Source organism: Pseudomonas sp. NY15437 (assembly GCF_048068435.1).
Lineage (GTDB): Bacteria > Pseudomonadota > Gammaproteobacteria > Pseudomonadales > Pseudomonadaceae > Pseudomonas > Pseudomonas nitroreducens_B.
The window spans coordinates 143,826-168,703 of the sequence record NZ_JBLUQC010000006.1 but is presented as its reverse complement, the minus strand read 5'-3'; the positions used below and the strand labels follow the sequence as shown (position 1 = coordinate 168,703).

At 66.9% G+C, this 24,878-nt stretch carries 23 protein-coding genes; 11 read left to right on the top strand and 12 right to left on the bottom strand.

Going from position 1 to position 24,878, the window contains the following annotated elements; translation table 11 throughout:
• Position 1 precedes the first annotated feature (1 nt).
• Positions 2 to 328 carry an I78 family peptidase inhibitor gene (locus ACNFIA_RS15770; protein ID WP_259754517.1) on the bottom strand — a complete coding sequence of 109 codons (327 nt, stop codon included), beginning with the start codon at positions 326 to 328 and terminating at the stop codon, positions 2 to 4.
• Positions 329 to 597: 269 nt separating this feature from the next.
• On the opposite strand from ACNFIA_RS15770, the gene ACNFIA_RS15765 reads away from it, so the two are divergent.
• Complete coding sequence (locus ACNFIA_RS15765) at positions 598 to 966, top strand: hypothetical protein (RefSeq protein WP_259754516.1); 369 nt, start codon at positions 598 to 600, stop codon at positions 964 to 966.
• A 44-nt stretch (positions 967 to 1,010) separates the two neighbouring features.
• Here ACNFIA_RS15765 and ACNFIA_RS15760 read toward each other — a convergent pair whose 3' ends face one another.
• Positions 1,011 to 1,883, bottom strand: a complete 873-nt coding sequence (locus ACNFIA_RS15760) for a LysR family transcriptional regulator (RefSeq protein WP_259754514.1) — start codon at positions 1,881 to 1,883, stop codon at positions 1,011 to 1,013.
• Positions 1,884 to 1,991: 108 nt separating this feature from the next.
• Between ACNFIA_RS15760 and ACNFIA_RS15755 the strand changes: the two genes are divergently transcribed.
• The 7 genes from ACNFIA_RS15755 to ACNFIA_RS15725 all read left to right on the top strand — a co-directional run bounded on the left by ACNFIA_RS15755 (position 1,992) and on the right by ACNFIA_RS15725 (position 5,997).
• Positions 1,992 to 2,750 carry a CTP synthase gene (locus ACNFIA_RS15755; protein ID WP_259754513.1) on the top strand — a complete coding sequence of 253 codons (759 nt, stop codon included), beginning with the start codon at positions 1,992 to 1,994 and terminating at the stop codon, positions 2,748 to 2,750.
• Positions 2,747 to 3,070 (top strand): antibiotic biosynthesis monooxygenase family protein, encoded by a 324-nt coding sequence (locus ACNFIA_RS15750; RefSeq protein WP_259754511.1) that lies wholly within the window; start codon positions 2,747 to 2,749, stop codon positions 3,068 to 3,070. The genes ACNFIA_RS15755 and ACNFIA_RS15750 overlap by 4 nt, the downstream gene beginning before the upstream one ends.
• A 93-nt stretch (positions 3,071 to 3,163) precedes the next feature.
• Positions 3,164 to 3,625, top strand: a complete 462-nt coding sequence (locus tag ACNFIA_RS15745; RefSeq protein ID WP_416786391.1) for a hypothetical protein — start codon at positions 3,164 to 3,166, stop codon at positions 3,623 to 3,625.
• 20 nt (positions 3,626 to 3,645) lie between these two features.
• Positions 3,646 to 4,071 carry a VOC family protein gene (locus ACNFIA_RS15740; protein ID WP_259754508.1) on the top strand — a complete coding sequence of 142 codons (426 nt, stop codon included), beginning with the start codon at positions 3,646 to 3,648 and terminating at the stop codon, positions 4,069 to 4,071.
• 115 nt (positions 4,072 to 4,186) lie between these two features.
• Positions 4,187 to 4,861, top strand: coding sequence for a C40 family peptidase (locus ACNFIA_RS15735; protein ID WP_311197166.1), 675 nt, complete (start codon positions 4,187 to 4,189; stop codon positions 4,859 to 4,861).
• Positions 4,862 to 5,000: 139 nt separating this feature from the next.
• Complete coding sequence (locus ACNFIA_RS15730; protein WP_416786387.1) at positions 5,001 to 5,669, top strand: C40 family peptidase; 669 nt, start codon at positions 5,001 to 5,003, stop codon at positions 5,667 to 5,669.
• A gap of 34 nt (positions 5,670 to 5,703) precedes the next feature.
• Complete coding sequence (locus ACNFIA_RS15725) at positions 5,704 to 5,997, top strand: hypothetical protein (RefSeq protein ID WP_259754507.1); 294 nt, start codon at positions 5,704 to 5,706, stop codon at positions 5,995 to 5,997.
• Between the two features lie 8 nt (positions 5,998 to 6,005).
• Here the strand turns inward: ACNFIA_RS15725 and ACNFIA_RS15720 are convergent, their stop codons facing one another.
• The 9 genes from ACNFIA_RS15720 to ACNFIA_RS15680 all read right to left on the bottom strand — a co-directional run bounded on the left by ACNFIA_RS15720 (position 6,006) and on the right by ACNFIA_RS15680 (position 20,005).
• Complete coding sequence (locus ACNFIA_RS15720) at positions 6,006 to 7,484, bottom strand: efflux transporter outer membrane subunit (protein ID WP_416786385.1); 1,479 nt, start codon at positions 7,482 to 7,484, stop codon at positions 6,006 to 6,008.
• Complete coding sequence (locus ACNFIA_RS15715) at positions 7,481 to 10,597, bottom strand: multidrug efflux RND transporter permease subunit (protein WP_259754505.1); 3,117 nt, start codon at positions 10,595 to 10,597, stop codon at positions 7,481 to 7,483. Before ACNFIA_RS15715 ends, ACNFIA_RS15720 begins: the two co-directional genes overlap by 4 nt.
• Positions 10,597 to 13,719 carry an MdtB/MuxB family multidrug efflux RND transporter permease subunit gene (locus ACNFIA_RS15710; RefSeq protein ID WP_416786382.1) on the bottom strand — a complete coding sequence of 1,041 codons (3,123 nt, stop codon included), beginning with the start codon at positions 13,717 to 13,719 and terminating at the stop codon, positions 10,597 to 10,599. Before ACNFIA_RS15710 ends, ACNFIA_RS15715 begins: the two co-directional genes overlap by 1 nt.
• Positions 13,716 to 15,011: an MdtA/MuxA family multidrug efflux RND transporter periplasmic adaptor subunit gene (locus tag ACNFIA_RS15705; RefSeq protein ID WP_416786379.1), complete on the bottom strand. Its 1,296-nt coding sequence runs from the start codon at positions 15,009 to 15,011 to the stop codon at positions 13,716 to 13,718. The genes ACNFIA_RS15710 and ACNFIA_RS15705 overlap by 4 nt, the downstream gene beginning before the upstream one ends.
• Positions 15,012 to 15,232: 221 nt before the next feature.
• On the bottom strand, positions 15,233 to 15,733 hold the full coding sequence (tpx, locus tag ACNFIA_RS15700; protein ID WP_259754502.1) for a thiol peroxidase: 501 nt from the start codon (positions 15,731 to 15,733) through the stop codon (positions 15,233 to 15,235).
• A 289-nt stretch (positions 15,734 to 16,022) separates the two neighbouring features.
• A complete protein-coding gene (locus ACNFIA_RS15695) occupies positions 16,023 to 16,307 on the bottom strand; it encodes a hypothetical protein (protein WP_416786377.1) in 285 nt (94 codons plus the stop codon).
• Between the two features lie 144 nt (positions 16,308 to 16,451).
• Complete coding sequence (locus tag ACNFIA_RS15690) at positions 16,452 to 16,841, bottom strand: VOC family protein (protein WP_259754499.1); 390 nt, start codon at positions 16,839 to 16,841, stop codon at positions 16,452 to 16,454.
• Positions 16,842 to 16,872: 31 nt separating this feature from the next.
• Positions 16,873 to 17,373 (bottom strand): VOC family protein, encoded by a 501-nt coding sequence (locus ACNFIA_RS15685; protein ID WP_259754498.1) that lies wholly within the window; start codon positions 17,371 to 17,373, stop codon positions 16,873 to 16,875.
• A gap of 433 nt (positions 17,374 to 17,806) precedes the next feature.
• Positions 17,807 to 20,005: an OsmC domain/YcaO domain-containing protein gene (locus tag ACNFIA_RS15680; protein WP_416786373.1), complete on the bottom strand. Its 2,199-nt coding sequence runs from the start codon at positions 20,003 to 20,005 to the stop codon at positions 17,807 to 17,809.
• Positions 20,006 to 20,200: 195 nt separating this feature from the next.
• On the opposite strand from ACNFIA_RS15680, the gene ACNFIA_RS15675 reads away from it, so the two are divergent.
• A complete protein-coding gene (locus ACNFIA_RS15675) occupies positions 20,201 to 21,388 on the top strand; it encodes an NAD(P)/FAD-dependent oxidoreductase (protein ID WP_416786370.1) in 1,188 nt (395 codons plus the stop codon).
• 637 nt (positions 21,389 to 22,025) lie between these two features.
• The gene (locus ACNFIA_RS15670; RefSeq protein ID WP_416786369.1) at positions 22,026 to 22,667 is read left to right on the top strand and encodes an HD domain-containing protein; all 642 of its coding nucleotides are present in this window, start codon (positions 22,026 to 22,028) and stop codon (positions 22,665 to 22,667) included.
• 10 nt (positions 22,668 to 22,677) lie between these two features.
• Here the strand turns inward: ACNFIA_RS15670 and ACNFIA_RS15665 are convergent, their stop codons facing one another.
• Complete coding sequence (locus ACNFIA_RS15665; protein WP_416786366.1) at positions 22,678 to 23,601, bottom strand: LysR substrate-binding domain-containing protein; 924 nt, start codon at positions 23,599 to 23,601, stop codon at positions 22,678 to 22,680.
• Between the two features lie 129 nt (positions 23,602 to 23,730).
• On the opposite strand from ACNFIA_RS15665, the gene ACNFIA_RS15660 reads away from it, so the two are divergent.
• Positions 23,731 to 24,489: an SDR family NAD(P)-dependent oxidoreductase gene (locus tag ACNFIA_RS15660; protein WP_416786362.1), complete on the top strand. Its 759-nt coding sequence runs from the start codon at positions 23,731 to 23,733 to the stop codon at positions 24,487 to 24,489.
• The last annotated feature ends 389 nt before the right edge of the window (positions 24,490 to 24,878 follow it).

The window sequence follows — 24,878 nt, the reverse complement described above, 5'->3', positions numbered from 1 at the left end:
CTCAGCCGCAGGAAACCTGCTTCACCACCTGGTTGTCATCGACATCGATGTTCAGGCGCTGCGAGTTGTATTCCATGGTCACCGGCTGGTGCGGGGTGAGCACGCGGGCGACGGCGGCGCCGGCGTCGCGGCGGGCCTCTTCGGTGAGCGTCGGGGTGACGATCTTGCCGACGATCGACTGCACCGCCTTGGCGTTGCAGGTGCCGGTCATCGCCGGCGGGTTGTCCGCGGCCGGCGGCGCGGCATCGGACGAGGAATCCTTGGAGCTGCAACCGGCCAGCGCGGCGGCAGCGAGAAGCGACACGAGCGTCACTCGATTGAAGGGCATGGAAGTCTCCCTGGTTCCTGGAAAAAAGAGCTCGGAAAGAGCCTGGAAAAAAGGCTCCGAGGAAAAGCTCGGAAACGCGAAGGGCGCCACCTTACCAGCCAGCAGGGCCCAGCAGCGCACCGATGTATTGCAAGCTGATGCACGCAGTCGACCTCACGAAACCGTACGGCGCCATTTACACAACCTTTACACCGGCGGCGTTACGATTCGATCGAGGCCGATGTCTCATAGATACCTGGTTCCTCGCCGGGTTCCTCAGGAGGTGCATCATGCTTCACCGTCTCCCCCAGATCGCCCTGCTCTGCGCTGGCCTCGCCGTCGCCGGTCAGGCGGCGGCCAATAGCAACACCGATGCCGCTGCGATAGGCGCCGTGGTCGGTGCTGTTATCGGGGGTGCAGTGGTCGCCGGGTCGCAACCCGCGCCGGCGCCCTATTACGCTCCGCCGCCCCCCGTGGCCTATTACCCGCCGCCGCCGGTGTACTACCAGCCGGCACCGGTCTATCAACCGGTTTACCAGCCGGTCTACCGCCCTGTCGTGGTGGTGCCGGGCCCGCGCTACTACGGCCCGCCCCGCTACTATGGCCCGCCGCGTTATTACGGCCCGGCCTACTACGGCGGCCATTACCGTCACTGGTAAGCCTGCACGACGAAAGACCCCGCCTGAGCGCGGGGTCTTTTCATTCAGCCGCGCAGCCGGATGCTGCCGGCCAGTTCCTCGAACAGCGTGACCACCGCGCGCAGCGCCCGGCAGTCGGGGCGGGTCAGCAGCCAGAGATGGGTGCTGCAGCCGGGCAGTTCCGGCTCCAGCACCTGCAGGCCGTCGCCGGGGCGCAGCAGGAACGCCGGCAGCGCCGCCAGGCCAAGGCCTGCACGGCACAGGTCGAGCACCGAGAGCATGCTGTTGCAGCGATAGGCCGGCACCACGGCCGGGAACACCTGACGGCGCCAGGCCACGCTGGAGTGGTCGGGGAGGAATTCGTCCGGGGCGATCCAGCTCAGCTCCTGCCAGGGCCGCTCGCCCTGTTCCGCGAGGTAGTCGCGGTGCGCGCAGAGCACGTAGTGCACCTCGCCCAGGTTGCGCCCGACCAGGTGTTCCGGCGGCGCGCTGGTCAGGCGCAGGGCGATGTCGGCGTCGCGGCGGCTGAGGTTGGCGAAGGCATTGGAGGTGGTCAGCTCCAGGTTCAATGCGGGATAGCGCTTCATGAAGCGCGCCAGGGCCGGCAGCAGCAAGCCTTGCAGTACGGTGTCGGAACAGGTCAGGCGCACCGTGCCGCTGAGCACGTCGTGGCCCTGCTCCAGGCCCAGGCGCGCCGCTTCCAGGGCCTGCTCGGCCAACTCCGCCTGGGTCGCCAATTGCTGCGCGGTGGCGGTGGCCAGGTAGCCGTTGCGGCCCTTTTCGAACAGCGCGGTGCCCAGCGCCTTTTCCAGCCGGCGCACGGCGCGGAACACGGTGGACACGTCCACCGCGAGCAGTTCCGCGGCCCGGGCCAGGCTGCCGCCGCGCACCAGCGCCAGCACCAGGGCGAGATCGGCGTATTCCAGACGGTATTGCATCGACGCACTCCAAGGTTGCGCGACCGCCCATTTTCGATTGCGCCTGCGCAACTATAAATTGCCTCCCAAAGGCCCGCCAGAGGGCTCCGACGCCAGGGGGAGCAAAAGATGGGAAAACGTCGTAAAGCACTGCGGATCGGGCTGATCGGCGACCGCGACAGCCGCGTCACCGCCCACTGGGCGATTCCCCTGGCGCTGCAGCAATCGCTGCTGCCGCACTCCGGCACCCTGCGCATCGACTGGCTGGACACGCCGCGCCTCGCCGAAGGGCTCGATCTGGACGTTTACGCGGGCTTCTGGTGCATTCCCGGCAGCCCCTACCGGGACACCGACGGCGCGCTCCGGGCCATCACCTTCGCTCGCGAAAACCAGGTGCCGTTCCTCGGCACCTGCGGCGGCTTCCAGCACGCCCTGCTGGAGCGAGCGCGCAACGTCCTCGGCTGGCAGGACGCCGCCCACGCGGAAACGGACCCGGAAGCAGCGCGCCCGGTGGTGCACGCCCTGCCCTGCTCCCTGGTGGAAGTCAGCGAAACCATTCGCCTCGCCGCCGGTTCGCACCTGGCGGCTATTTATGGCGTGCCGCAGATCCGCGAGGGCTATCGCTGCAGCTACGGGGTCAACCCGGCGTTTCAGGACGCCCTGTTCGGCGGCTCGCTGCGCGCCTGCGCCCACGGCGAGGACGGCAGCATCCGCGCGCTGGAAGCCACCGACCATCCGTTCTTCATTGCCACCCTGTTCCAGCCCGAGCGCAAGGCGCTGGCCGGCATCGCCGTGCCGCTGGCCGAGGCGCTGCTTTCGGCCGCCTTCCGCCATCAGTCGAGCCTGGAAACCAGCCGCGAAACCCGCCAGATCGGGAGCCCCGCATGATCGCCAGCACACCGCAGCCGCCCTACTACGCCGTGACCTTCACCTCCTACCGCACCGAGCTGGACGACGGCTACGGCGCCACCGCCGAGCGCATGCTGGAACTGGCCGCGCAGCAGGACGGCTTCCTCGGCGTGGAGTCCGCCCGCGGCGCCGATGGGCTGGGCATCACGGTGTCCTACTGGCGCGACGAAGCCGCGATCCGCCAGTGGAAGCAGCAGGCCGAGCACCGCATGGCGCAACAGGCCGGTCGGCGCGACTGGTACAGCGCCTTCCGCGTGCGCATCAGCCGGGTCGAGCGCGAATACGGCTTCGAACGCTGAGCGACCCGTTCTGGCCCAGACACGACATGCCGGGTTCGATGCCCGCCGCACATCGTCTAGGCTGGTCCCCATTGAGCAAAGGGGGACCGACGCATGCACCGACAAGCCCGTGAACTGCAGGCCGCCTACCTGGGCGAAGTCCGCGGCGAGAACTTCTTCCTCGGCCTGGCCGAGCAACTGCCGGAGGGGGCGTCCTCGATGCTCCTGCTGGCGCGACTGGAGCGCCAGACCGCCCTGCGCATGGCGCGACTGCTGCAACGCCACGGCCTGCCGCTGGGCGACACCGCCCATGCCGCCGCCCAGGGCCGCCAACGTGCCGCGGACTGGCGCGGGCTCGACTGGCCGCAGACCCTGGAGAAGCTCGAAGTGCTGGTGGAACCCTACGTCCAGCGCTACGACGACCTGGCCGTCGAGGGCGACGACGATGACCGCGACATCCTCGACGACCTCGCCGAGCACGAACATGCGCTGCTGGAGTTCACCCGCCTGGCCCGGGAAGGCCAGATGAACGCGGCCAAGGCCGCCATCACCCGCCTGCTGGCCGTTCCGGCCTGAGCCCGACAGGGAGCACGTCCATGGCACTTTCGCCCTTCCACCTGGCCATCCCCGTCTACGATCTCGCCCTGGCCCGGCGCTTCTACGGCGAGGTGTTCGGCCTCGCCGAAGGCCGCAGCAGCGCGCAATGGGTGGACTTCGACTTCTTCGGCCACCAGTTGGTGATCCACGAGCACCCGCGCACCGCCAGCCAGGAAGCGGCGCACACCAACGCCGTGGACGGCCACGACGTACCGGTGCCGCACTTTGGCGTAGTGCTGCCGTGGGAGGACTGGGAACGCCTGGCGCAGCGGCTGCGCGAGCGCGGCACGGCGTTCGTCATCGAACCACACGTGCGCTTCCAGGGGCAGGTAGGCGAGCAGGCGACGCTGTTCCTCTTCGATCCCTGCGGCAACGCCCTGGAATTCAAGGCCTTCAAGGACATCGGCCAGCTGTTCGCACGCTGACACGTCCGTCATCGCGACTGGATTTAACTTTCACCGCTCAAGGAATTCCCCTACAGAGTCTTTCCCTGATCCTTTCTAGGATGGCGCCGTCACTTGCTCCACGAGGTTATTCGACGTGCGCCCTCTCCTTCACTGGCTGCCTCTTCATCTGCTGTTCGCGCTGGGTACGACCACCGTCCTGGCCGATGATTTCGACGCCCCGGCCTGGCGCCGTCTGGAGTCCAACGCCGTGGTGCGCGCCTACAGCCACGCGGGCTTCGCGCCTGCGCAACGTCTGCAGGAGGCCGCCGCCAGCCGGGTCGGCGATTCGGCCCAGCCCGTTGACCCGCAAACGCTCACGGCCGAGCAACGGGGCGCCCTCGCCCGCCTCACGGTGCTGCGCAAGCAATTGGCGCCGTTCAGCCCGGTGGATACCTCGCTCATCGTCGCCCGCGCCCACGAACTGATCGGCACGCCCTATCGCTGGGGCGGCACCACCGAGGAAGCCGGGTTCGATTGCAGCGGGCTGCTGGTCTACCTGTACGGCAGCATCGCCAAGCGCCAGCTGCCGCGCACCACCGCCTCGATGATCGCGCAGCGCCGCAACACCGTGAGCCGCAACGAACTGCGCCCGGGCGACGCGGTGTTCTTCAACCGCAACGGCAGCGGACGGGCCAGCCACGTGGGCCTGTACATCGGCGACGGGCAATTCATCCACGCCCCCAGCAGCGGCAAGACCATCCGTATCGACTCGCTGGCCAACACCTACTGGCAACGCAGCTACACCACCGCCCGACGCTTCAGCGGGTAACGCCGCGCCTGGGCCTGCGAGTCACCGCCAGCGACTCATTCGGAATATTCCCACGCACTTTCGGTCGGCAACCAACTCTCATTGCCTGACGAGGTTCTTAACATGGTCGGCTTCGTTTCCCTGCTGCGATGTTCCAACGATGCGTCCGTTCCTTGTCCTGACCACCTCCCTGCTGCTCGCCCTGACACTGACGCCGTGTCAGGCCAAAGAGAACCGCAAAGTCTCGCACTACAAGGAGAGCCGGAAGGTCTCGGTATACAAGGACACGCGCCCCGTCTCGGCCTACAAATCCACCCGTATCGCCTCGATCTACAAGGCCGCCAGCCTGCCTGGCGCCCAGCATGCCCGCGACTTCAATCGCAACACCGTGCGCAGCGGCCTGGCCAGCGCCCAGGGCAGCCGCATGCACGCCCTGCGGGCCGCCGGCAACGCGCGGGTGGTTGCCCGCGCCCGGCAACTCATCGGCATCCCCTATCGCTGGGGCGGCACCTCCGAGGAAACCGGCTTCGACTGCAGCGGCCTGCTGGTCTACCTGTTCCGCACGGAACTGGGCGTGACCCTGCCGCGCACCACCGGCGAAATGATCCAGGACGACGACAGCAAGCATGTCAGCCTTGCCCAGCTCAAGCCCGGCGATGCGGTGTTCTTCAACCGCAACGGCAGTGGCAACGTCAGCCACGTCGGTCTCTATATCGGCAACAACCAGTTCATCCATGCCCCCAGCACTGGCTCGAGCATCCGCATGGACTCGCTGGACAACAGCTACTGGCAACGCAGCTTCACCACAGCCCGCCGCTTCCTTGGCTGAACACCCCCTACAACCTGCCGACGGAGAGCCAGCCATGCCACGCCTGATGGTCGAGATCGTGCGTTATACCGAAGAGTGCTTCCCTGGCTGGGCCGAGTGCCGCCTGATCGATGCCTGTGGCCGCGACTGGCGCTTCCTCAAGCCGCGCTCACGCCTGCGCACGGCCAGTGCCGATGACCGCCTGCCGGCGATCGGGCAGATCGACTGTGAAGTGCTGGAGCGCCTGGATGGCGTGGCGCTGGTCAGCACCGCGTCGCCGCGCGGGGTGAAATCCCTCGATGGGCAAAGCCACTTCCGGATTCCGCTGACCGCGCTGATCGACGACTGACGGTTGCGTCAGTCGCGTTTGGCCTGCCCTTCCTCGGCGATCTTCGCCGCATCCCATCCCCCGCCCAGCGCGGCGATCAACTGCACGCTGGCCGTCAACCGGCTGCCGGTGAGGGTCAGCAGCGTGCGCTCGTTGGACAGCGCGCTGGTCTGAGTGGTGACCACATTGCTGTAGTCGATGGTGCCAGCCTTGTACTGGTTGGTGGTCAGGCGCAGCGCCTCGCGGGAAGCGTCCAGCGCTTCCTGCTGCACGCCGCTCTCCTCTTCGAGCACCTTGAGCTGGACCATGTAGTCCTCGACCTCGCGGAAGCTGTCCAGCACGGTCTGCCGGTAGGTCGCCACGGTCTGGTCGTAGCTCGCCTCGGCCTGCTCGACCTGGGAGGTGATCAGCCCGCCGTCGAACAGCGTCATGGCGAACTGCGGGCCGATGGACCAGTAGCGGTTGGGTGTCTCGATCCAGTTCTGGAAGCTGCCGCTGCGATAGCCGCCGGCGGCGGTGAGGGACAGGTCGGGGAACCAGGCGGCCTTGGCCACGCCGATCTTGGCGTTGGCGGCAATCACCTGGCGCTCGGCCGAAGCCACGTCCGGCCGGCGTTGCAGCAATTCGGACGGCAGCAGCGCCGGCACTGCCGGCAGCTTCGGCACGCCGTCCACGGCCGCCAGCGAGAACTGCGCCGGCGGCACGCCGACCAGCACGGCGATGGCGTGCTCGAGCTGGGCGCGCTGGTATTTCAGGTCGATGGCCTGGGCCTCGGTGCTCTTGAGCTGGGTGCGCGCCTGGGCGACGTCGGCCTTGGTGACGATACCGGCGTTGTACTGGTTCTCGGTGAGCTTGAGCGAGCGCTGGTAGGCGGTGACCGTGTCGTTGAGCAGCTTGATCTGCTGGTCCATCACGCGCAGTTGCAGGTAGTTCTGCGTCAACTGCGACTGCAGGGACAGACGTGAATTGGCCAGGTCCGCGGCGCTGGCGTCCATGCTGGCGGTGTCGGCCTCCAGTTGGCGGCGCAGCTTGCCCCAGAGGTCCAGCTCCCAGCTCACACCCAGGCTCGCCGAGTAGCTGTTGCTGATCGAACTGCTGCCGCCGCCACTGCTGACGGTGGAACCGTCCGGCAGGCGCACGCTGCCGCCGCTGCCGGTGCCCTGTCCGGAACGGGTCTTGCCGACGTCGGCGCTGATCGTCGGGAAGAAGGAAGAACGCGCGCCCTTGGCCAGCGCCTGGGCCTGGCGGTAGGACGCCAGCGATTGCGCCAGAGTCTGGTTGGCGGCCACCAGGCGGGTCTGCAGGTCGTTCAGCGTGGCGTCGCCGTACAGCTCCCACCAGGCGCCGTGGTTGAAACCGTCCTGCGGCTTGGCCAGCTGCCAGCCCTCGCCCTCCTTGAAGCTGGCGGGCACCGTCAGCTCGGGGCGCTGGTAGTCCGGGCCGATGGCGCAACCGGCCAGCGCCAGGGCCAGGGCCAGCGGAGTGAGCAGGGAACGGGAACGGATCATACGGGTGTCTCCAGGGCGCCGTCGGTGCGCACGCCGCGCTTCTGGTTGACCCAATGGCGCAGGCGGTCGAGATAGAGGTAGACGACGGGGGTGGTGTACAGGGTCAGCAACTGGCTGCCGATCAGGCCGCCGACGATGGTCATGCCCAGCGGGCGCCGCAGCGCGGCGTCGCCGCCGATGCCGAAGATCAGCGGCAGCGCGCCGAGGATGGCGGCCAGGGTGGTCATCATGATCGGCCGGAAGCGCTTCATCGCCGCCTCCAGGATCGCGTCCCGCGGCGACAGGCCCTGGGTGCGTTCGGCATCCAGGGCGAAGTCGATCATCATGATGGCGTTCTTCTTCACGATACCGATCAGCAGGATCACCCCGATCAACGCGATCAGCGACAGCTCGGTGCGGAACAGCATCAGCGTGAGCAGCGCGCCGACGCCCGCCGAGGGCAGCGTGGAGAGAATGGTCAGCGGGTGCACGTAGCTTTCGTAGAGGATGCCCAGCACGATGTAGACCGACACCAGCGCCAGCAGGATCAGCCACGGCATGTCGTTCTGCGTGTCCTGCACCGCGCCGGCGTTGCCCTCGAAGGTGGCCTGGATTTCCATCGGCAGGTGGATCGGCTCCACCGCCGCCAGGATCGCGTCGCGGGCCGGGCCGATCTGCGCGCCCTGGGCCAGGTTGAAGGAGAAGGTGGTGGCGGCGAACTGCCCCTGGTGGTTGACCTCCAGCGGCGCGCGGCTCGGCTCGATGTGGGTGAAGGCCGAGAGCGGGATGCGCTGGCCTTCGCTATTGATCACGTAGACCTGGCGCAGCTCCTCGGGTGTCTCCTGGTACGGCTGGGCGACCTCCATCACCACGTGGTACTGGTTCAGCGGGTTGAAGATGGTCGAGACCTGACGCTGGCCGTAGGAGTTGTTCAGCACCGCGTCCACCTCGGCGACGTTCACCCCCAGGCTCGCCGCGCGGTCGCGGTCGATCACCAGGCGGCTCTGCACGCCCTTGTCCTGGGCGTCGCTGCTGACGTCGACGATCTGCGGCACCTTGTTCATCGCCGCTTCCACCTTCGGCGCCCATTCGCGCAGCAGGGTCAGGTCATCGCTGCGCAGGGTGAAGTCGTACTGCGCATTGCCCTGGCGGCCGCCGATGCGCACGTCCTGGCCGGCCACCAGGAACAGGTTGGCGCCGGGCACCTGCGCCAGTCGCTTGCGCAGGCGGTTGACGATGGTTTCGGCGGAGTCGCGCTCGGAGATGTCCTTCAGGGTGACGAAGAAGGAGCCGGTATTGCTCGACTGCCACTTGCCGCCGCCGACGAAGCCCACCACGTTCTCCACGCCCGGGTCTTCGGAGAGGATCCGGCGGAACTCGGCCATCTTCTTGTCCAGCGCCTGGAACGAGATGCTCTGGTCGGCCACCGCGAAGCCGCGCAGGCGTCCGGAGTCCTGCTGCGGCAGGAAGCCCTTGGGCACCACCACGAAGAGGTACAGGTTCAGCGCGATGCAGCCGAGCATGATCACCACCATCAGCCGCGAGTGCTCCAGCGCCCAGCTCAGGCTGGCGCGGTAGCGCTGCATGAAGGCGACGAAATAGCGGTTGCTCTGGCGCTCCAACGACGCCTTCTTCGGCCCGCGCTCGACCGGTTTGAGCAGGCGCGCGCAGAGCATCGGCGTCAGCGTCAGGGACACCACCAGCGACACCAGGATGGCCGCCGCCAGGGTCACCGAGAACTCGCGGAACAGACGCCCGGTGATGCCGCCCATGAGCAGCAGCGGGATGAATACCGCCACCAGCGACAGGGTCATCGACAGCACGGTGAAACTCACTTCCCGCGCGCCACGGATGGCCGCCTGGATCGGCGGATCGCCCTCCTCGATGCGCCGGGCGATGTTCTCCACCACGACGATGGCGTCGTCCACCACGAAGCCGGTGGCGATGATCAGTGCCATCAGCGACAGGTTGTTCAACGAGAAGCCGCACAGGTACATGACCGCGAAGGTGCCCACCAGCGACACCGGCACCGCGAGGCTGGGAATCAACGTGGCGCGGCCGTTGCGCAGGAACAGGTAGACCACCAGGATCACCAGCACCACGGAGATGATCAGGGTCAGCTCGGCCTCTTCCAGCGAGGAGCGGATCGACGGGCTGCGGTCGTCCATCACCGACAGTTTCACCTGCGGGCCGAGCACGTCCTGGATGATCGGCAACTGCTCGTGGATGGCGTCGGTGGCCTCGATGATGTTGGCGCCCGGCTGCCGGGTGATGATCAGCAGCACCGCCGGCAGGTCGTCGGAGAAGCCAGCGTTGCGCACGTCCTCCACCGAGTCGGTGACCGTGGCGACGTCCTTCAGGCGCACCGCCGCGCCGGTCTCGGCGTTGTAGTGGACGATCAGCGGCGCGTACTCGCTGGCCTTGCGCAGCTGGTCGTTGGAGTCCACCTGCCAGTGCCGGTCGCCGAACTCCAGCGAACCCTTCGGGCCGTCGGCATTGGTGTTGTTGATGGCGTTGCGCACGGTGTCCAGGGAGATGCCGTACTGGCTGAGCTGGTCCGGGTTGACGTCGACCCGCACTGCCGGCAGCGACGAGCCGCCAATGCTCACCTGCCCCACGCCCTTCACCTGCGCCAGCTTGGGCGAGACGATGGTCGAGGCCAGGTCGTACATCTGCCCGCGGGTATAGGTGTCCGAGGTCAGCGTGAGGATCATGATCGGCATGTCCGACGGGTTCGCCTTGCGGTACGTCGGGTTGTTCGGCATGCCCGAGGGCAGCAGGCTCATGGCCGCGTTGATCGCCGACTGCACCTCGCGAGCGGCGCCGTCGATGTCCTTGGACAGGTCGAACTGCACGATGATGGTGGTGTTGCCCAGGGAACTGCTGGAGGTCATGTCGGTGACCCCGGCGATGCGCCCCAGCGAGCGCTCCAGCGGCGTCGCCACCGTGGAGGCCATGGTTTCAGGGCTGGCGCCGGGCAGGGACGCCTGCACCAGGATGGTAGGGAAGTCGACGTTGGGCAGCGGCGCCACCGGCAGCAGGCTGAACGACAGCACGCCGGCCAGCATCAGCGCCACCGTCAGCAGCAGGGTGGCGACCGGGCGCAGGATGAACAGGCGCGATAACCCGCCCATCAGCCGCGCTCCGCCGGGTCGATGCTGTTCACGTCCAGGCCGTGGCGCTGCCGCCAGTTGGCCCAGCGCGCGGCCAGGCGGTCGAAGTACAGGTAGATCACCGGCGTGGTGAACAGCGTCAGCAGCTGGCTGACCAGCAGGCCGCCGACCATGGTGATGCCCAGCGGCTGGCGCAACTCGGCGCCGGCGCCGCCGGCGAGCATCAGCGGCAGCGCGCCCAGCAGCGCGGCCATGGTGGTCATCAGGATCGGCCGGAAGCGCAGCAGGCAGGCCTGGTAGATCGCCTCATGGGGCGGCTTGCCCTCGTTGCGTTCGGCGTCCAGGGCGAAGTCGATCATCATGATCGCGTTCTTCTTGACGATGCCGATCAGCAGGATGATGCCGATGATCGCCACGATGCCGATGTCCTGCCCGGAGAGCATCAGCGCCAGCAGCGCACCCACGCCCGCCGAGGGCAGCGTGGAGAGGATGGTCACCGGGTGGATGAAGCTTTCGTAGAGGATGCCCAGCACGATGTACATGGTGACGATGGACGCCAGCACCAGCAGCAGGGTGTTGGACAGCGAGGCCTCGAACGCCTGCGCCGCACCGCGGAAGCTGCCCTGCAGGCTGACGGGCATGTCCATCTGCGCCTCGACATCGCGGATCGCCTGCACCGCCTCGCCGAGGGCGACGCCCTTGGCCAGGTTGAAGGAGATGGTCGCGGCCGGGAACTGGGCGATGTGGTTGACCGCCAGCAGGGTGTGGCGCTCTTCCACCTTGGCCAGGCTCGACAGGCGCACCTGGGTGCCGTCGCTGGACGGCACGTAGAGATTCTCCAGCGACTGCGGGCCGATCTGGAATTGTGGCGCCACTTCCAGCACCACGCGGTACTGCGTGGCCTGGGTGAAGATGGTGGAGATCAGCCGCTGGCCGAAGGCGTTGTACAGCACGCTGTCGATGTTCGACAGGCTCACGCCCAGGCGCGAGGCGGTGTCGCGATCGATGTTGATGTAGGCCTGCAGGCCCTTGTCCTGCCAGTCGGTGGCGACGTCGGCCAGCTCCGGCAGTTGCTGCAGGCGCTCGACCAGGCGCGGCACCCAGTCGGCGAGAACGTCCGGGTCGGCGTCCTGCAGGGTGAACTGGTACTGGGTGCGGGCGATGCGGTCTTCGATGGTGAGGTCCTGCACCGGCTGCATGTACAGCTTGATGCCGGCGATCTTGTCCAGCTCCGGCTGCAGGCGCTGGATCACCTCGCTGGCGGTCACGTCGCGCTCGGCGTGGGGCTTGAGGTTGATCAGCAGGCGCCCGGTGTTGAGCGTGGCGTTGGTGCCGTCCACGCCGATGAAGGAGGACAGGCTTTCCACCGCCGGGTCCTTCAGCACGATCTCGGCCAGGTCCTGCTGGCGGCTCGCCATGGCCTGGAAGGAAATCGACTGCGGCGCCTCGGCGATGCCCTGGATCACCCCGGTGTCCTGCACCGGGAAGAAGCCCTTGGGCATGAAGATGTACAGCAGCGCGGTGAGCACCACGGTGGCGATGGCCACCAGCAGGGTCAGCGGCTGGTGCCGCAGCACCACGCGCAGAGCGCTTGCGTAGCGCTCGATCATGGTGTCGATGAAGCGCCCGGCGGCGCGGGCGAAGCGCCCTTCCTTCTCCGGCTCGACATGGCGCAGCAGCTTGGCGCTGAGCATCGGCGTCAGGGTCAGGGAGACGAAGCCGGAGATGAGGATCGCCACCGCCAGGGTGATGGCGAATTCGCGGAACAGCCGCCCCGCCACGTCGCCCATGAACAGCAGCGGGATCAGCACGGCGATCAGCGAGAAGGTCAGCGAGATGATGGTGAAGCCGATCTGTTTGGAGCCCTTGAGCGCGGCCTCCAGCGGCTCGTCGCCCTGCTCCAGGTAGCGGGCGATGTTCTCCACCATGACGATGGCGTCGTCCACCACGAAGCCGGTGGCGATGGTCAGCGCCATCAGCGTCAGGTTGTTGATCGAGAATCCGGCGAGGTACATCACGCCGAAGGTGCCGATCAGCGACAGCGGCACGGCGAAGCTGGGAATCAGCGTCGCGGAGATGTTGCGCAGGAACAGGAAGGTGACCATCACCACCAGGCAGACGGCGAGGAACAGCTCGAACTGCACGTCCGCCACGGAGGCGCGGATGGTCGTGGTGCGGTCGGTGAGCACCGTCACTTCCAGGCTGCCCGGCAGGGTCGCCTGCAATTGCGGCAGCATCTTCTTGATGCTGTCCACCACCTCGATGACGTTGGCGCCCGGCTGCCGCTGGATGTTCAGCACCACCGCCGGCGAGGTGTTGGCCCAGGCGGCCAGGCGCACGTTCTCCGCGTCGTCCTCCACGCTGGCCACGTCGCGCACGCGCAGCGGCGAGCCGTTCTTGTAGGCGATGATCAGGTCGCGGTAGGCGTCGGCGGACTTGAGCTGGTCGTTGGCGTCCAGGGTCGAGGAACGGGTCGGGCCGTCGAAGCTGCCCTTGGGACCGTTGAGGTTGTTGTTGGTGACGGTGGTCTGCAGGTCCTGCAGGCTCAGGCCGGCGGCGGCCAGGGCCGACGGGTTGGCGCGGATGCGCACGGCCGGGCGCTGTCCGCCGCTGATGCTGACCAGCCCGACGCCGGAAATCTGCGAGATCTTCTGCGCCAGACGGGTGTCCACCAGGTCCTGGATCTGCGGCAGCGGCATGTCCGGGGACATCACCGCCAGCGTCAGGATCGGCGCGTCCGCCGGGTTCACCTTGCTGTACACCGGCTGGTTGGGCAGGTCCTTGGGCAGCAGGCTCTGCGCGGTGTTGATCGCCGCCTGGACTTCCTGCTCGGCCACGTCGAGGTTGATCTGCAGGCTGAATTGCAGGGTGATCACCGAGGCGCCGCCGGAGCTGGTGGAGGACATCTCGTTGAGGCCGGGAATCTGCCCCAGCTGGTTTTCCAGCGGCGCGGTCACCGAGGAGGTCATGATGTCCGGGCTGGCGCCGGGGTACAGGGTCACCACCTGGATGGTCGGGTAGTCCACTTCCGGCAAGGCCGAGATCGGCAGGAAGCGGTAGGCGATGATTCCCGACAGCAGGATCGCCACCATCAACAGCGTGGTGGCGACCGGCCGCAGGATGAACAGGCGGGACGGGTTCATTCGCTCTTACCGCTGTCCTGGACCGGGGTGTCCGAACCGAACGGCTTGGCGGTGGACTTGTCGCCCTCCTCAGCCGCCGCGCGGGCCTTGGCGTCGGAGGCGGCGATGGTCATGCGGGTGCCGTCGCGCAGGCGGTCGGTGCCTTCGACGACGACGCGATCGCCCTCCTTCAGGCCCTCGGTGACCACCACACGCTCGCCTTCGCTGGTGCCCAGGGTGACCAGCTGGCGCTTGGCCTTGTCGTCCGCGCCGACCAGGTAGACGTAGGTGCCGTCGTTGCCGCGCTGCACGGCGTTGGCCGGGATGGTCAGCACGCCCGGCAGGGTCTCGGCGAGCAGGCGCACGTTGACGAACTGGTTGGGGAACAGCTTGTGGTCGTCGTTATCGAAGCCGGCCTTGAGCTTGACGGTACCGGTGGTGGTGTCGATCTGGTTGTCCAGGGTCTTCAGCACACCGGTAGCCAGGGTCTGGTTCTGGTTGCGGTCCAGTGCCTCCACCGGCACCGGCTTGCCGCTGTACAGCTCGCGGGCGATGGTGCCCAGCTGCTGCTGCGGCAGGCTGAACACCACGGAGATCGGCTTGACCTGGGTGATGACCACCAGCGGCGTGGTGTCGCCCGAGGTGACGAGGTTGCCCACGTCCACCTGGCGCAGGCCCACGCGGCCGGAGATGGGCGCGCGCACCTGGGTGAACTCGAGGTTGAGCTTGGCGTCGGCGACCTGGCCCTGGTTGGTCTTCAGGGTGCCCTCGTACTGGCGCACCTGAGCCTCCTGGGTGTCCAGGGTCTGCTTGGCGATGGAGTCTTCGGCATACAGCCCCTTGTAGCGGGCGAGGTCGATCTGCGCGTTCTTCAGTTGCGCCTGGTTCTGCAGCAGCGTGCCCTGGGCCTGGTCCAGGGCGGCCTGGAACGGGCGCGGGTCGATCACCGCGAGCACGTCGCCGGCCTTCACTTCCTGGCCTTCCTGGAACGGCACCTTGACCAACTGGCCGCTGACCCGCGCGCGGACGTTGACGGTGTTGTAGGCCGTGACCGTGCCCAGCGCGTGGTAGTGCACCGGCAGGTCGCCCTTGAGCACCGGCGCGACGCTGACGGTCACCGCCGCACCGCCCTGCCCCGCGGCCATCTGCCCCGGGCCCGGTCGCCCGCCGCGCCCGCCCTGGGCCGCCGGCGCACCGGTCGACGTCGAGTGCAGCCACATGATCAGCCCCACCACCGCGGCGAACAGCAGCGCGGTGATGAGCCAGGGGCGCAGTTTGCGGAGGGTGGAGGGCGATCCGTTGCTTGCAGTCATGAGCGCTGTCTTCGAGGTCTTGGCGAAAAGAAGTGAGAATACCGAGGCTGAACGATAAGCACAGCAAAGCCGCAGGCAAAGTCTCTTTACCCGCTATTTACCTTGGATTTACCGGGAGTTACGAATTACCGGGACATTGCGACCGGCAATGATCGGAAGGGTTCCGATCAGTCGGACCGACCCCACGGGGTCGGTCCGCATTTCCTACAGGAGTAGGAAAATCAGGCCAGGGCGGCGATGGCAGCGGCGTAGTTCGGCTCGTCGGCGATCTCGCCCACCAGCTCGCTGTGCAGCACCTTGTTCTGCTCGTCCAGCACCACCACCGCGCGGGCGGCCAGGCCGGCCAGCGGGCCGTCGGCGATGGCCACGCCGTAGTTGGCGAGGAACTCGCGGCCACGCAGGGTGGACAGGTTCACTACGTTTTCCAGGCCTTCGGCGCCGCAGAAGCGCGCCTGGGCGAACGGCAGGTCAGCGGAGATGCACAGCACCACGGTGTTGGCCAGCTTGCTCGCCTCGGCGTTGAACTTGCGCACGGAGGTGGCGCAGGTCGGGGTGTCGACGCTGGGGAAGATGTTCAGCACCTTGCGCTTGCCGGCGTAGGTGTCCAGGGTGACGTCGGACAGGTTGCCGGCGACCAGCGACAGAGCCGGAGCCTGCTCGCCTTTCTGCGGCAGCTTGCCGTCGACGGAAACCGGGTTGCCCTTGAGGGTGACTTGAGCCATTGCGTGGGTCCTTCTGTGAGGGAGGGCGACGCTGGCGGGTTGCCAGCGCCGCAGGAGGATTCGGGGCCGGGGCAGATGCTAGCACGACTTTCCCGAGCGTAACGCTCGGGCATGCATCCGGGATTGTGAGATCAAGGGCCCTCCCCCCTCCAGAGGGAGTCGGAATTGGTGCCGACCGGCATCGCAGCATCAGCCATCCCTCACCCCAGCCCTCTCCCGCCGGGAGAGGGCTGGGGTGAGGGATGGCACGGGCACAGATCCCCCCACCGCTAACGGTCCCGCACCCCGCTCAAACGAACGGCTGGTCCTGGAACCCGCGCGGCAGGCGCTGGCTGCCCGGCAAAGCGGCGAGGCGCTTCTCCCAGAAGCTGCGCCAGCCGTTGTGCACGGCTTCGGCGCGGGCCTTGCGCTGGGCGCGACGTGCAGCGTTGCGCGCATCACGGCGGGCTTCCTTGTAGACCTCGGTGTTACGGCAGCTGCGGCACTTCACCCGGTTCAGCTCGCTGGTGGCCTCCAGGTGCTTGCCGGCATGTCCGCAGGCCAGGTGACCCTTGACCTTGTAGTGCGTGACCATCGCAGTTCCTCCCGGTCCGGCGAGCGCACCCTCGCCGCTTGGTGGGGCCGCAGCCAGGCAGGCGGTGCGTGCCGGGTGGCTGCGACGCTCAGGGAGTTGGACGAGCCGCTGCGCTTGCGGGTTCGATTTTTCTGGCGCGGCGCCTCACTCCGGCAGATGGCAGACGCAGCACAGCTTGTTGCCGTCGAGGTCGCGCACATAGGCCCCGTAGTAGGTCGGCGAGTAGTTCAGGCGCAGCCCCGGCGGCCCTTCGTCGACGCCGCCCAGTTGCACGGCGCGGGCGTGGAAGCGATCGACCTGGTGCCGCGTGCGCGCCTCGAAGGCCACCAGGCTGCCATTGCCGACGCTGGCCGGCTGGCCGTCGATGGGTAAATAGACGCAGAACGCCACGTCGCTGTCCGGATGCACGAAGATCGCCCGCTCGGGTGCATGGCGATGCGCCTTGAGGACGATCCCCAGCGTGCCGAGGACCTTGCCGTAGAAGTCGATGGCGCGGGGCAAATCGTTGGTGCCGACGGTGATGTGGCTGAACATGCCCGGTGCCCTCCGTGCTCGATCCGCGCGCTCAGTTGCCGGCGTGGGCGCGCTCGATGGCCGCCATGTCCAGTTTCTTCATGCCCATCACCGCCTGCAGCGTGCGGCTGGCCTTGGCCGGGTTCGGGTCGGCGACCATGTCGCCGACGTGGCGCGGGCAGATCTGCCAGGACACGCCGTAGCGGTCCTTCAGCCAGCCGCACATCTGCGCTTCCACCGGGCCGCCGGCGCCGAGCTTGTCCCAGAAGTGGTCGATCTCCTTCTGGCTGTCGCACATCACCTGCAGCGACAGCGCCTCGGTGAAGTTGAACGCCGGCCCGCCGTTGAGGGCGATGAAGGTCTGACCGTCGAGCACGAACTCCACCGTCAGCACCGAACCGGGCACGCCGCCGTGGCGGTCCTTCTCGGCCTCGGGGTAGTAGGCAATCTGGACGATGCGCGAGTTGGGGAAGATGCCGACGTAGAACTCGGCCGCTTCCTCGGCCTTGCCGTCGAACCACAGGCAGGGGGTGACGCGTTGCAGGCTGGACATGGTGACTCTCCTGATCCTCGCGCGGTCGGCATGACCGGCATGCAGCTTGGTCGCCTGGGCGACGACGGAATCGACAAGTCTAGGCGGACTTTCGCGCTGCGCCGGACGACCGGTCGAGCGGCATGCCGGGCGGGCGAATCTGGATCGCGGAAATGAGAAAGGGCACCCGAAGGTGCCCTTTCCGTACAGTTCCGTAGGGCGCATAACCCGGAACGGGTTATCCGCCGTTTGCTCCGCGGCGGATAACGCTGCGCGTTATTCGCCCTACGGCCTGGCGCGGCTTCCTGGGATGGCGCCGCTTCGTAGGATGGCGTGGAGCGCAGCGATACCCATCGAATCCCGCGCACGGACAGCATGGGTATCGCTGCGCTCCACCCATCCTACAAAGATCACTCGACCCTCACGCCGGCAATGGGGGCGTTGAGCACGCGGATCAGCGCCCCACCGCCCGGGCCCGTGCCTGGTGCAGTTTCTTGTAGCTCTCGATCAGGCGCAGGTGCTTGTCCAGGCCTTCCAGCTTGGTGCTGGTGGGCGTCAGGCCATGGAAGCGCACGCTGCCGTCCAGCGACCCGAGCACCGCGTCCATGCGCTCGTTGCCGAACATGCGGCGGAAGTTGGCCTCGAAGTCGGCCATCTCCAGCTCCTCGTCCAGGTGCACTTCCAGTGCGGCGTTGAGCGCCTGGTAGAACAGCCCGCGCTCGACGGTGTTGTCGTTGTACTGGAGGAACATCTCCACCTGTTCCTTGGCGGTGTCGAAGCGCTTCACCGCGAGATTGATCAGCAGCTTGAGCTCGAGGATGGTCAGTTGGCCCCAGACCGTGTTGTCGTCGAACTCGATGCCGATCAGCGTGGTGATGTCGGTGTACTCGTCCACCTCGCAGGCTTCCAGGCGCTTGAGCAGCGACTTGAGGCGAACGATGTTGAGGCTGTGCAGGTTGAGGATGTCGGCGCGGAACGCCAGGGCCTTGTTGGTGTTGTCCCAGATGAGGTCTTCCACCGGGTAGATTTCCGAGTAGCCCGGCACCAGGATGCGGCACGCGGTGGCGCCCAGGTGCTCGTACACGGCCATGTAGACTTCATTGCCCTGCTCTTCGAGGATGCCGAACAGCGTCTGGGCTTCCTGACTGTTCGAGTCCTCGCCGTGGCCGGAGAAGTCCCACTCGACGAACTCGTAATCGGCCCTGGCGCTGAAGAAACGCCACGACACCACGCCGCTGGAGTCGATGAAGTGCTCGACGAAGTTGTTCGGCTCGGACAGCGCCTGGCTTTCGAAGGTCGGTCGCGGCAGGTCGTTCAGGCCCTCGAAGCTGCGGCCCTGGAGCAGCTCGGTGAGGCTGCGCTCCAGCGCCACTTCGAAGCTCGGGTGGGCGCCGAAGGAGGCGAACACGCCGCCGGTGCGCGGGTTCATCAGGGTCACGCACATCACCGGGTATTGGCCCCCCAGCGATGCATCCTTGACCAGCACCGGGAAGCCCTGCTCCTCCAGCCCCTTGATGCCGGCGACGATGCCGGGGTACTTGGCCAGCACCTCCTGCGGCACATCCGGCAGGGCCAGTTCACCCTCGAGGATTTCGCGCTTGACCGCGCGTTCGAAGATTTCCGACAGGCACTGCACCTGCGCCTCGGCCAGGGTGTTGCCGGCGCTCATGCCGTTGGAGAGGTAGAGGTTCTCGATCAGATTGGACGGGAAGTACACCGTCTCGCCGTCGGACTGGCGCACGAAGGGCAGCGAGCAGATGCCGCGCTCGGTGTTGCCCGAGTTGGTGTCGTACAGGTGCGAGCCGCGCAGCTCGCCGTCCGGGTTGTAGATCGCCAGGCAGTACTCGTCGAGGATCTCCTCCGGCAGCGCGTCCTTGGCGCCCGGCTTGAACCAGCGCTCATCGGGGTAATGCACGAACGGCGCGTTGGCGATCTCCTCGCCCCAGTACTGGTCGTTGTAGAAGAAGTTGCAGTTCAGCCGCTCGATGAACTCGCCCAGCGCCGAGGCCAGCGCACTCTCCTTGGTGGCGCCCTTGCCGTTGGTGAAGCACAGCGGCGACTGCGCGTCGCGAATATGCAGCGACCAGACGTTGGGCACGATGTTGCGCCAGGAGGCGATCTCGATCTTCATGCCCAGGCCGGCGAGGATTTCCGACATGTTGGCGATGGTCTGCTCCAGCGGCAGGTCCTTGCCTGGGATGTAGGTGCTGGCGCCGGCGACGGTACTGGGCATCAGCAGCGCCTGGGCGTCGGCGTCGAGGTTCTCGACTTCCTCGATGACGAAGTCCGGGCCGGTCTGCACCACCTTCTTCACGGTGCAGCGGTCGATGGAGCGCAGGATGCCCTGGCGGTCCTTCTCGGAGATGTCCGCCGGCAGTTCCACCTGGATCTTGAAGATCTGCTTGTAGCGGTTCTCCGGGTCGACGATGTTGTTCTGCGACAGGCGGATGTTGTCCGTGGGAATGTCGCGGGTCTGGCAGTAGAGCTTGACGAAGTAGGCCGCGCACAGCGCCGAGGACGCCAGGAAATAGTCGAACGGTCCCGGTGCCGAACCGTCGCCCTTGTAGCGGATCGGCTGGTCGGCGATGACCGTGAAGTCGTCGAACTTGGCCTCCAGGCGAAGGTTGTCGAGAAAGTTGACCTTGATTTCCATGCGCACGCACCACGAAAAGAAAAACGCGAAAAGAGAAAAACGACTGGGCGCGCATTATCCGGGCAAATGCCCCCGCGGGATACCTCAACCGCCAGCCCCGCGCCGCGGGTCGACGCACGGCCTCCCCTCGCCCGGCGCTTGGGGTAAGATGCGCGGCTTTGCGCCGCCCAGGCGTTCGTCCACGAGGAATCCGCCGTGCTCACATCCCAGGTCATCATCATCGGCGCCGGCGCCGCGGGACTGATGTGCGCCATGAGCGCCGCCGCGCGCGGCCGCCAGGTCCTGCTGATCGACCACGCCAACAAGGCCGGCAAGAAGATCCTCATGTCCGGTGGCGGTCGTTGCAACTTCACCAATATGTATTGCGAGCCGGGCAACTTCCTGTCGCAGAACCCGCACTTCTGCAAGTCCGCCCTGGCGCGCTTCACCCAGTGGGATTTCATCGCCCTGGTGGCCAAGCACGGCGTGCCCTACCACGAGAAGAAGCTCGGCCAGCTGTTCTGCGATAACAAGTCCAGCGACATCCTCGGCCTGCTGCTGGACGAATGCGAACAGGCCGGCGTCGACCTGCGACTGGACACCTCGGTCAGCGAGATCGCCCGCCTCGACGAGGGCGGTTACCAGTTGCAGACCAGCCTCGGCCTGGTCCGTTGCGAATCCCTGGTGATCGCCACCGGCGGCCTGTCCATCCCGACCCTGGGCGCCACCGGTTTCGGCTACCAGGTCGCCCGCCAGTTCGGCCACAGCGTGCTGCCGACCCGCGCGGGACTGGTGCCCTTCACCATTACAGACCCGCAGCTCAAGGCGCTGTGCACCGAGCTGTCCGGCACCTCGGTGGAAGATTGCCGGGTCAGCTGCAACGGCCAGAGCTTCGTCGAGAACATCCTGTTCACCCACCGCGGTTTGAGCGGCCCGGCGATCCTGCAGATCTCCTCCTTCTGGCAGCCGGGCGACACCGTCAGCATCGACCTGCTGCCGCGCATCGACCTGCCCGTCTGGCTGGTGGAGCAGCAGCGCGAGCGCCCCAACAGCGAGCTGAAGACGCTGCTGGCCGAGCTGTTCACCAAGAAGATGGCCGGCCTGCTGGCCGAGCAATGGTTCGTCTCCAAGCCGATGAAGCAGTACACGCCCGGCGAGCTGAAGGCGATTGCCGAGCAACTGGGCAACTGGCAACTGGTGCCGGCCGGCACCGAGGGCTACCGCACCGCGGAAGTCACCCTGGGCGGCGTCGACACCCGCGAGGTGTCGTCCAAGACCCTGGAATCGCTGAAGTCGCCGGGCCTGTATTTCGTCGGCGAGGTGCTGGACGTGACCGGCCACCTGGGCGGCTTCAATTTCCAGTGGGCCTGGGCCTCGGGCTATGCGGCGGCGCAGTTCGTCTAGGACGACGCCCCTGCCGCAGCACTGCGCAAACGTCGAGTTCCAAGCTCACTCACCTAAATCGCGAAAGAAGTCCGCTCCAACAGACACTTCTGAGCTTGGGCTTGCCCTCTCCCCAGCCCTCTCCCTGAAGGGAGAGGGAGCGTTCGGTGCGCCTGAATAGCGCAGAGCTAGCCGGCGAGCACAGCGCTATCCGTGCGCGCCGGACAGTCCCCTCTCCCTTCAGGGAGAGGGTTAGGGAGAGGGAAATCGCTGGTACAAAATTTCAGATAAAGCCAGTTGTTCCTAAAGATCCTGGCCAGAGTTTCGGCTTGGGTGGACCGTAGGGCATACAACTCAAACGGGTTATCCGCCGATGGCCCCACGGTGGATAACGCTGGCGCGTTATGCGCCCTACGATTTAAGGCCCCGGCTCCCCCTGTAGGAGCGGGCCATGCCCGCGATCGCGCGCATGGCGCGCTCCTACACGTCGGCTCCGCGGCCCCCGTCAGGTCCGCGATGGCTCCGCGTAGCCACTGGCAGCAAAACATGCATGCCTGTCCGGATTCGCTCCCTCGCCCTCGTTGTCGCCACGGCGCCCAGGAATTCCAATGGACTCCTGCGCGCCGCACCACGCGGCGCCTTGATCCTGGAGCCCGCCATGAGCCTCGACCTGAACGGCGTCAAAGTCCCCGACAGCACCCTCGCCAGGGCCATCACCGAGATGGTCCGCGACAACGCCACCCCGCTGCTTTTCCACCACTCCTCCCGCGTCTACTACTGGGGTGCCCTGGCCGGTGCGCGCCAGAACCTGAAGTACGACGCCGAGTTGCTCTACGCCGGCGCGATGTTCCACGACATGGGCCTGATGCCGCGCTACTGCAGCCAATGCGAGCGCTTCGAGGTGGACGGCGCCGACTGCGCCGCCGACTTCCTGCGCAGCCATGGCATCGCCGACAGCGATATCGACACCGTGTGGACCGCCATCGCCCTGCACACCACGCCCGGCATCCCGCAGCACATGAAGCCGGAGATCGCCCTGGTCACCGCCGGAGTGGAAATGGACGTGCTGGGCATCGCCTACCCGCAATTCCCCGATGCCCAGCGCGAGGCCGTGGTCGCCGCCCACCCGCGCGGCGGGCAGTTCAAGCAGGACATCCTCCAGGCCTTCTACGACGGCATCAAAGCCAAGCCGCAGACCACCTTCGGCAACGTCAAGGCCGACGTCCTGGCGATGAAGGACGCCAGCTTCGTGCGCGGCAACTTCTGCGAGGTGATCCTGAATTCGGACTGGGCCAGCTAGGGCTCGGCGCTCACGACCGGGCAGGCACGGGCGTACCCAGCACGCCGGGCTCGCCCAGCAACTGCGCCAGCCACTGCATGAACACCCGCACCCGTTGCGGCAGCCGGCGGTGGGCATAGAGCAGGGAAATCTCCATGGGCGGCAACGGGACATGCTCCAGCACCTGCACCAGCCGCCCCGCCTCCAGGTCATCCAGCACGCCATGCACCGGCACCTGGATGAGGCCCAGCCCGCCCATCGCCGCGCTTTCGTAGGCTTCGGCGTTGTTCACCGACAGCGCCCCGCCCATCGGCATGTAGCGCACCTCGCCCTGGTGCAGGTATTCGAAACCCGGGGTCCGCGCCCCCAGCACGCTCACGTAGTGGATCAACTGGTGCCCGGCCAGATCCTCCAGCGACTGCGGCACGCCATGCTCGGCAAGGTAGGACGGGCTGGCGCAGGTCACCTGCGGGAACTGTCCGAGGCTACGCGCCACCACCGAAGGGTCGTTCACCGAACCGACCCGCACCACGCAGTCGAAGCCCTCGCGCACCAGGTCGACGCGGCGGTCGGTGCAGCTCACCTCCAGCTCCAGCGCCGGGTGCCGCGCGAGGAATTCCCCCAGGCGCGGCATCACCAGCTTGCGCGCCATCACCGTTGGCATGTCCACCCGCAGGCGCCCGCCGAGGGCTTCGTCATCCTGTCGGAACAGGCCCTGCAGTTCGTCCAGCTGGGCCAGCATGTCCTTGCTGCGCTCGTACAGCACCAGGCCGTCCTGGGTGGCGGTGACGCGGCGGGTAGTGCGCTGCAGCAGGCGCGTGCCGAGCAGTTCCTCCAGCGCCTGAATGTGTTCGGAGACGGTGGAGCGCGGCAATCCGAGCTGCTCCCCCGCCTGGGTGAAGCTGGCCAGCTCGGTGACGCGGACGAAGGTGCGCAGCAATTCGGGGCGGATCATCGGAGGGCTCACTCATTGTTCGGTACTGTCGACCAGTATTTCCGATTTCTGCTGGTTTATCACCGCATGTTCGAACAATAAGCTTTCCCTCAACCCCACCGCTCTCCCAGCCACCAGAGGAGTTCCGCCATGTCCCGCAAGATCGCTCTCATCACCGGCGCCAGCCGCGGCCTGGGCCGCAACGCCGCCCTGCACCTGGCCGCCACCGGCGTCGACATCATCGGCACCTACCGCAGCCAGGCCGACGAGGCCCATGCCGTCGCCGCCGAGATCCAGCAGCACGGCGGCCGCGCCGCCATGCTGCACCTGGACGTGGCCGACAGCGCCAGCTTCGCCGCCTTCGCCGAGCAGGTCCGCGCCATCCTGGGCGAAACCTTCGGCCGCCAGGACTTCGACTTCCTGGTGAACAATGCCGGCATCGGCCTGCATGCCAGCTTCGCCGAAACCACCGAGGAACAGTTCGACCAATTGCTGAACATCCAGCTCAAGGGCCCGTTCTTCCTGACCCAGAAGCTGCTGCCACTGATTGCTGACGGCGGCCGTATCCTCAACGTGTCCAGCGGCCTGACGCGCTTCGCCCTGCCCGGCTATGCCGCCTACGCGACCATGAAGGGCGCCATGGAAACCCTGACCAAGTACCAGGCGAAGGAACTGGGCGCGCGCGGCATCGCGGTGAACATCCTCGCCCCGGGCGCCATCGAGACCGATTTTGGCGGCGGCCTGGTGCGCGACAACGCGGAGGTTAACAAGCAGATCGCCAGCAATACCGCCCTGGGTCGCGTGGGCCTGCCGGACGACATCGGCGCGGTGATCGCCGTGCTGCTGTCCGACGGCGGCCGCTGGATCAACGGCCAGCGCGTGGAGGCGTCGGGCGGGATGTTCCTGTGATCTGCGCCCGGGCGTAACCCTGGCGCAGGAGCGGACTCCGTCCGCAATGGGTTTGCGGCGCGACGTGGAACCTATCGCGGACGGAGTCCGCTCCTACGCACCCGGCAATCCGCGGCACGTCTGGCTCGCGGATTTTCTCGAAATCCGCAACAACCCTTTACTGCAAAAAAACCTGCAACATTTTGTAACGGCCCCTAGTCTAAAAACGCGTGTGGAAAAGACGAACCGCGGATTTCGCCCAGGCACAGGACCATTCCCCGCCCGCCAATCCGCCAAGCGCCCCGCTAGAGGGCGACTTCGCACCCCGCTCCGCTCACCGGCACCGGCCGGGAGTGCAGACCACCGTGAACCGACCTGGCGATACGTGTCCCTGCCTCCTCGAATATCGA

Excerpts from the sequence above, each read along its gene's own strand:
- ACNFIA_RS15770 (WP_259754517.1), bottom strand. The coding sequence starts at position 328 with ATGCCCTTCAATCGAGTGACGCTCGTGTCGCTTCTCGCTGCCGCCGCG.
- ACNFIA_RS15765 (WP_259754516.1), top strand. The coding sequence starts at position 598 with ATGCTTCACCGTCTCCCCCAGATCGCCCTGCTCTGCGCTGGCCTCGCC.
- ACNFIA_RS15760 (WP_259754514.1), bottom strand. The coding sequence starts at position 1,883 with ATGCAATACCGTCTGGAATACGCCGATCTCGCCCTGGTGCTGGCGCTG.
- ACNFIA_RS15755 (WP_259754513.1), top strand. The coding sequence starts at position 1,992 with ATGGGAAAACGTCGTAAAGCACTGCGGATCGGGCTGATCGGCGACCGC.
- ACNFIA_RS15750 (WP_259754511.1), top strand. The coding sequence starts at position 2,747 with ATGATCGCCAGCACACCGCAGCCGCCCTACTACGCCGTGACCTTCACC.
- ACNFIA_RS15745 (WP_416786391.1), top strand. The coding sequence starts at position 3,164 with ATGCACCGACAAGCCCGTGAACTGCAGGCCGCCTACCTGGGCGAAGTC.
- ACNFIA_RS15740 (WP_259754508.1), top strand. The coding sequence starts at position 3,646 with ATGGCACTTTCGCCCTTCCACCTGGCCATCCCCGTCTACGATCTCGCC.
- ACNFIA_RS15730 (WP_416786387.1), top strand. The coding sequence starts at position 5,001 with ATGCGTCCGTTCCTTGTCCTGACCACCTCCCTGCTGCTCGCCCTGACA.
- ACNFIA_RS15725 (WP_259754507.1), top strand. The coding sequence starts at position 5,704 with ATGCCACGCCTGATGGTCGAGATCGTGCGTTATACCGAAGAGTGCTTC.
- ACNFIA_RS15720 (WP_416786385.1), bottom strand. The coding sequence starts at position 7,484 with ATGATCCGTTCCCGTTCCCTGCTCACTCCGCTGGCCCTGGCCCTGGCG.
- ACNFIA_RS15715 (WP_259754505.1), bottom strand. The coding sequence starts at position 10,597 with ATGGGCGGGTTATCGCGCCTGTTCATCCTGCGCCCGGTCGCCACCCTG.
- ACNFIA_RS15710 (WP_416786382.1), bottom strand. The coding sequence starts at position 13,719 with ATGAACCCGTCCCGCCTGTTCATCCTGCGGCCGGTCGCCACCACGCTG.
- ACNFIA_RS15705 (WP_416786379.1), bottom strand. The coding sequence starts at position 15,011 with ATGACTGCAAGCAACGGATCGCCCTCCACCCTCCGCAAACTGCGCCCC.
- tpx (WP_259754502.1), bottom strand. The coding sequence starts at position 15,733 with ATGGCTCAAGTCACCCTCAAGGGCAACCCGGTTTCCGTCGACGGCAAG.
- ACNFIA_RS15695 (WP_416786377.1), bottom strand. The coding sequence starts at position 16,307 with ATGGTCACGCACTACAAGGTCAAGGGTCACCTGGCCTGCGGACATGCC.
- ACNFIA_RS15690 (WP_259754499.1), bottom strand. The coding sequence starts at position 16,841 with ATGTTCAGCCACATCACCGTCGGCACCAACGATTTGCCCCGCGCCATC.
- ACNFIA_RS15685 (WP_259754498.1), bottom strand. The coding sequence starts at position 17,373 with ATGTCCAGCCTGCAACGCGTCACCCCCTGCCTGTGGTTCGACGGCAAG.
- ACNFIA_RS15680 (WP_416786373.1), bottom strand. The coding sequence starts at position 20,005 with ATGGAAATCAAGGTCAACTTTCTCGACAACCTTCGCCTGGAGGCCAAG.
- ACNFIA_RS15670 (WP_416786369.1), top strand. The coding sequence starts at position 22,026 with ATGAGCCTCGACCTGAACGGCGTCAAAGTCCCCGACAGCACCCTCGCC.
- ACNFIA_RS15665 (WP_416786366.1), bottom strand. The coding sequence starts at position 23,601 with ATGATCCGCCCCGAATTGCTGCGCACCTTCGTCCGCGTCACCGAGCTG.
- ACNFIA_RS15660 (WP_416786362.1), top strand. The coding sequence starts at position 23,731 with ATGTCCCGCAAGATCGCTCTCATCACCGGCGCCAGCCGCGGCCTGGGC.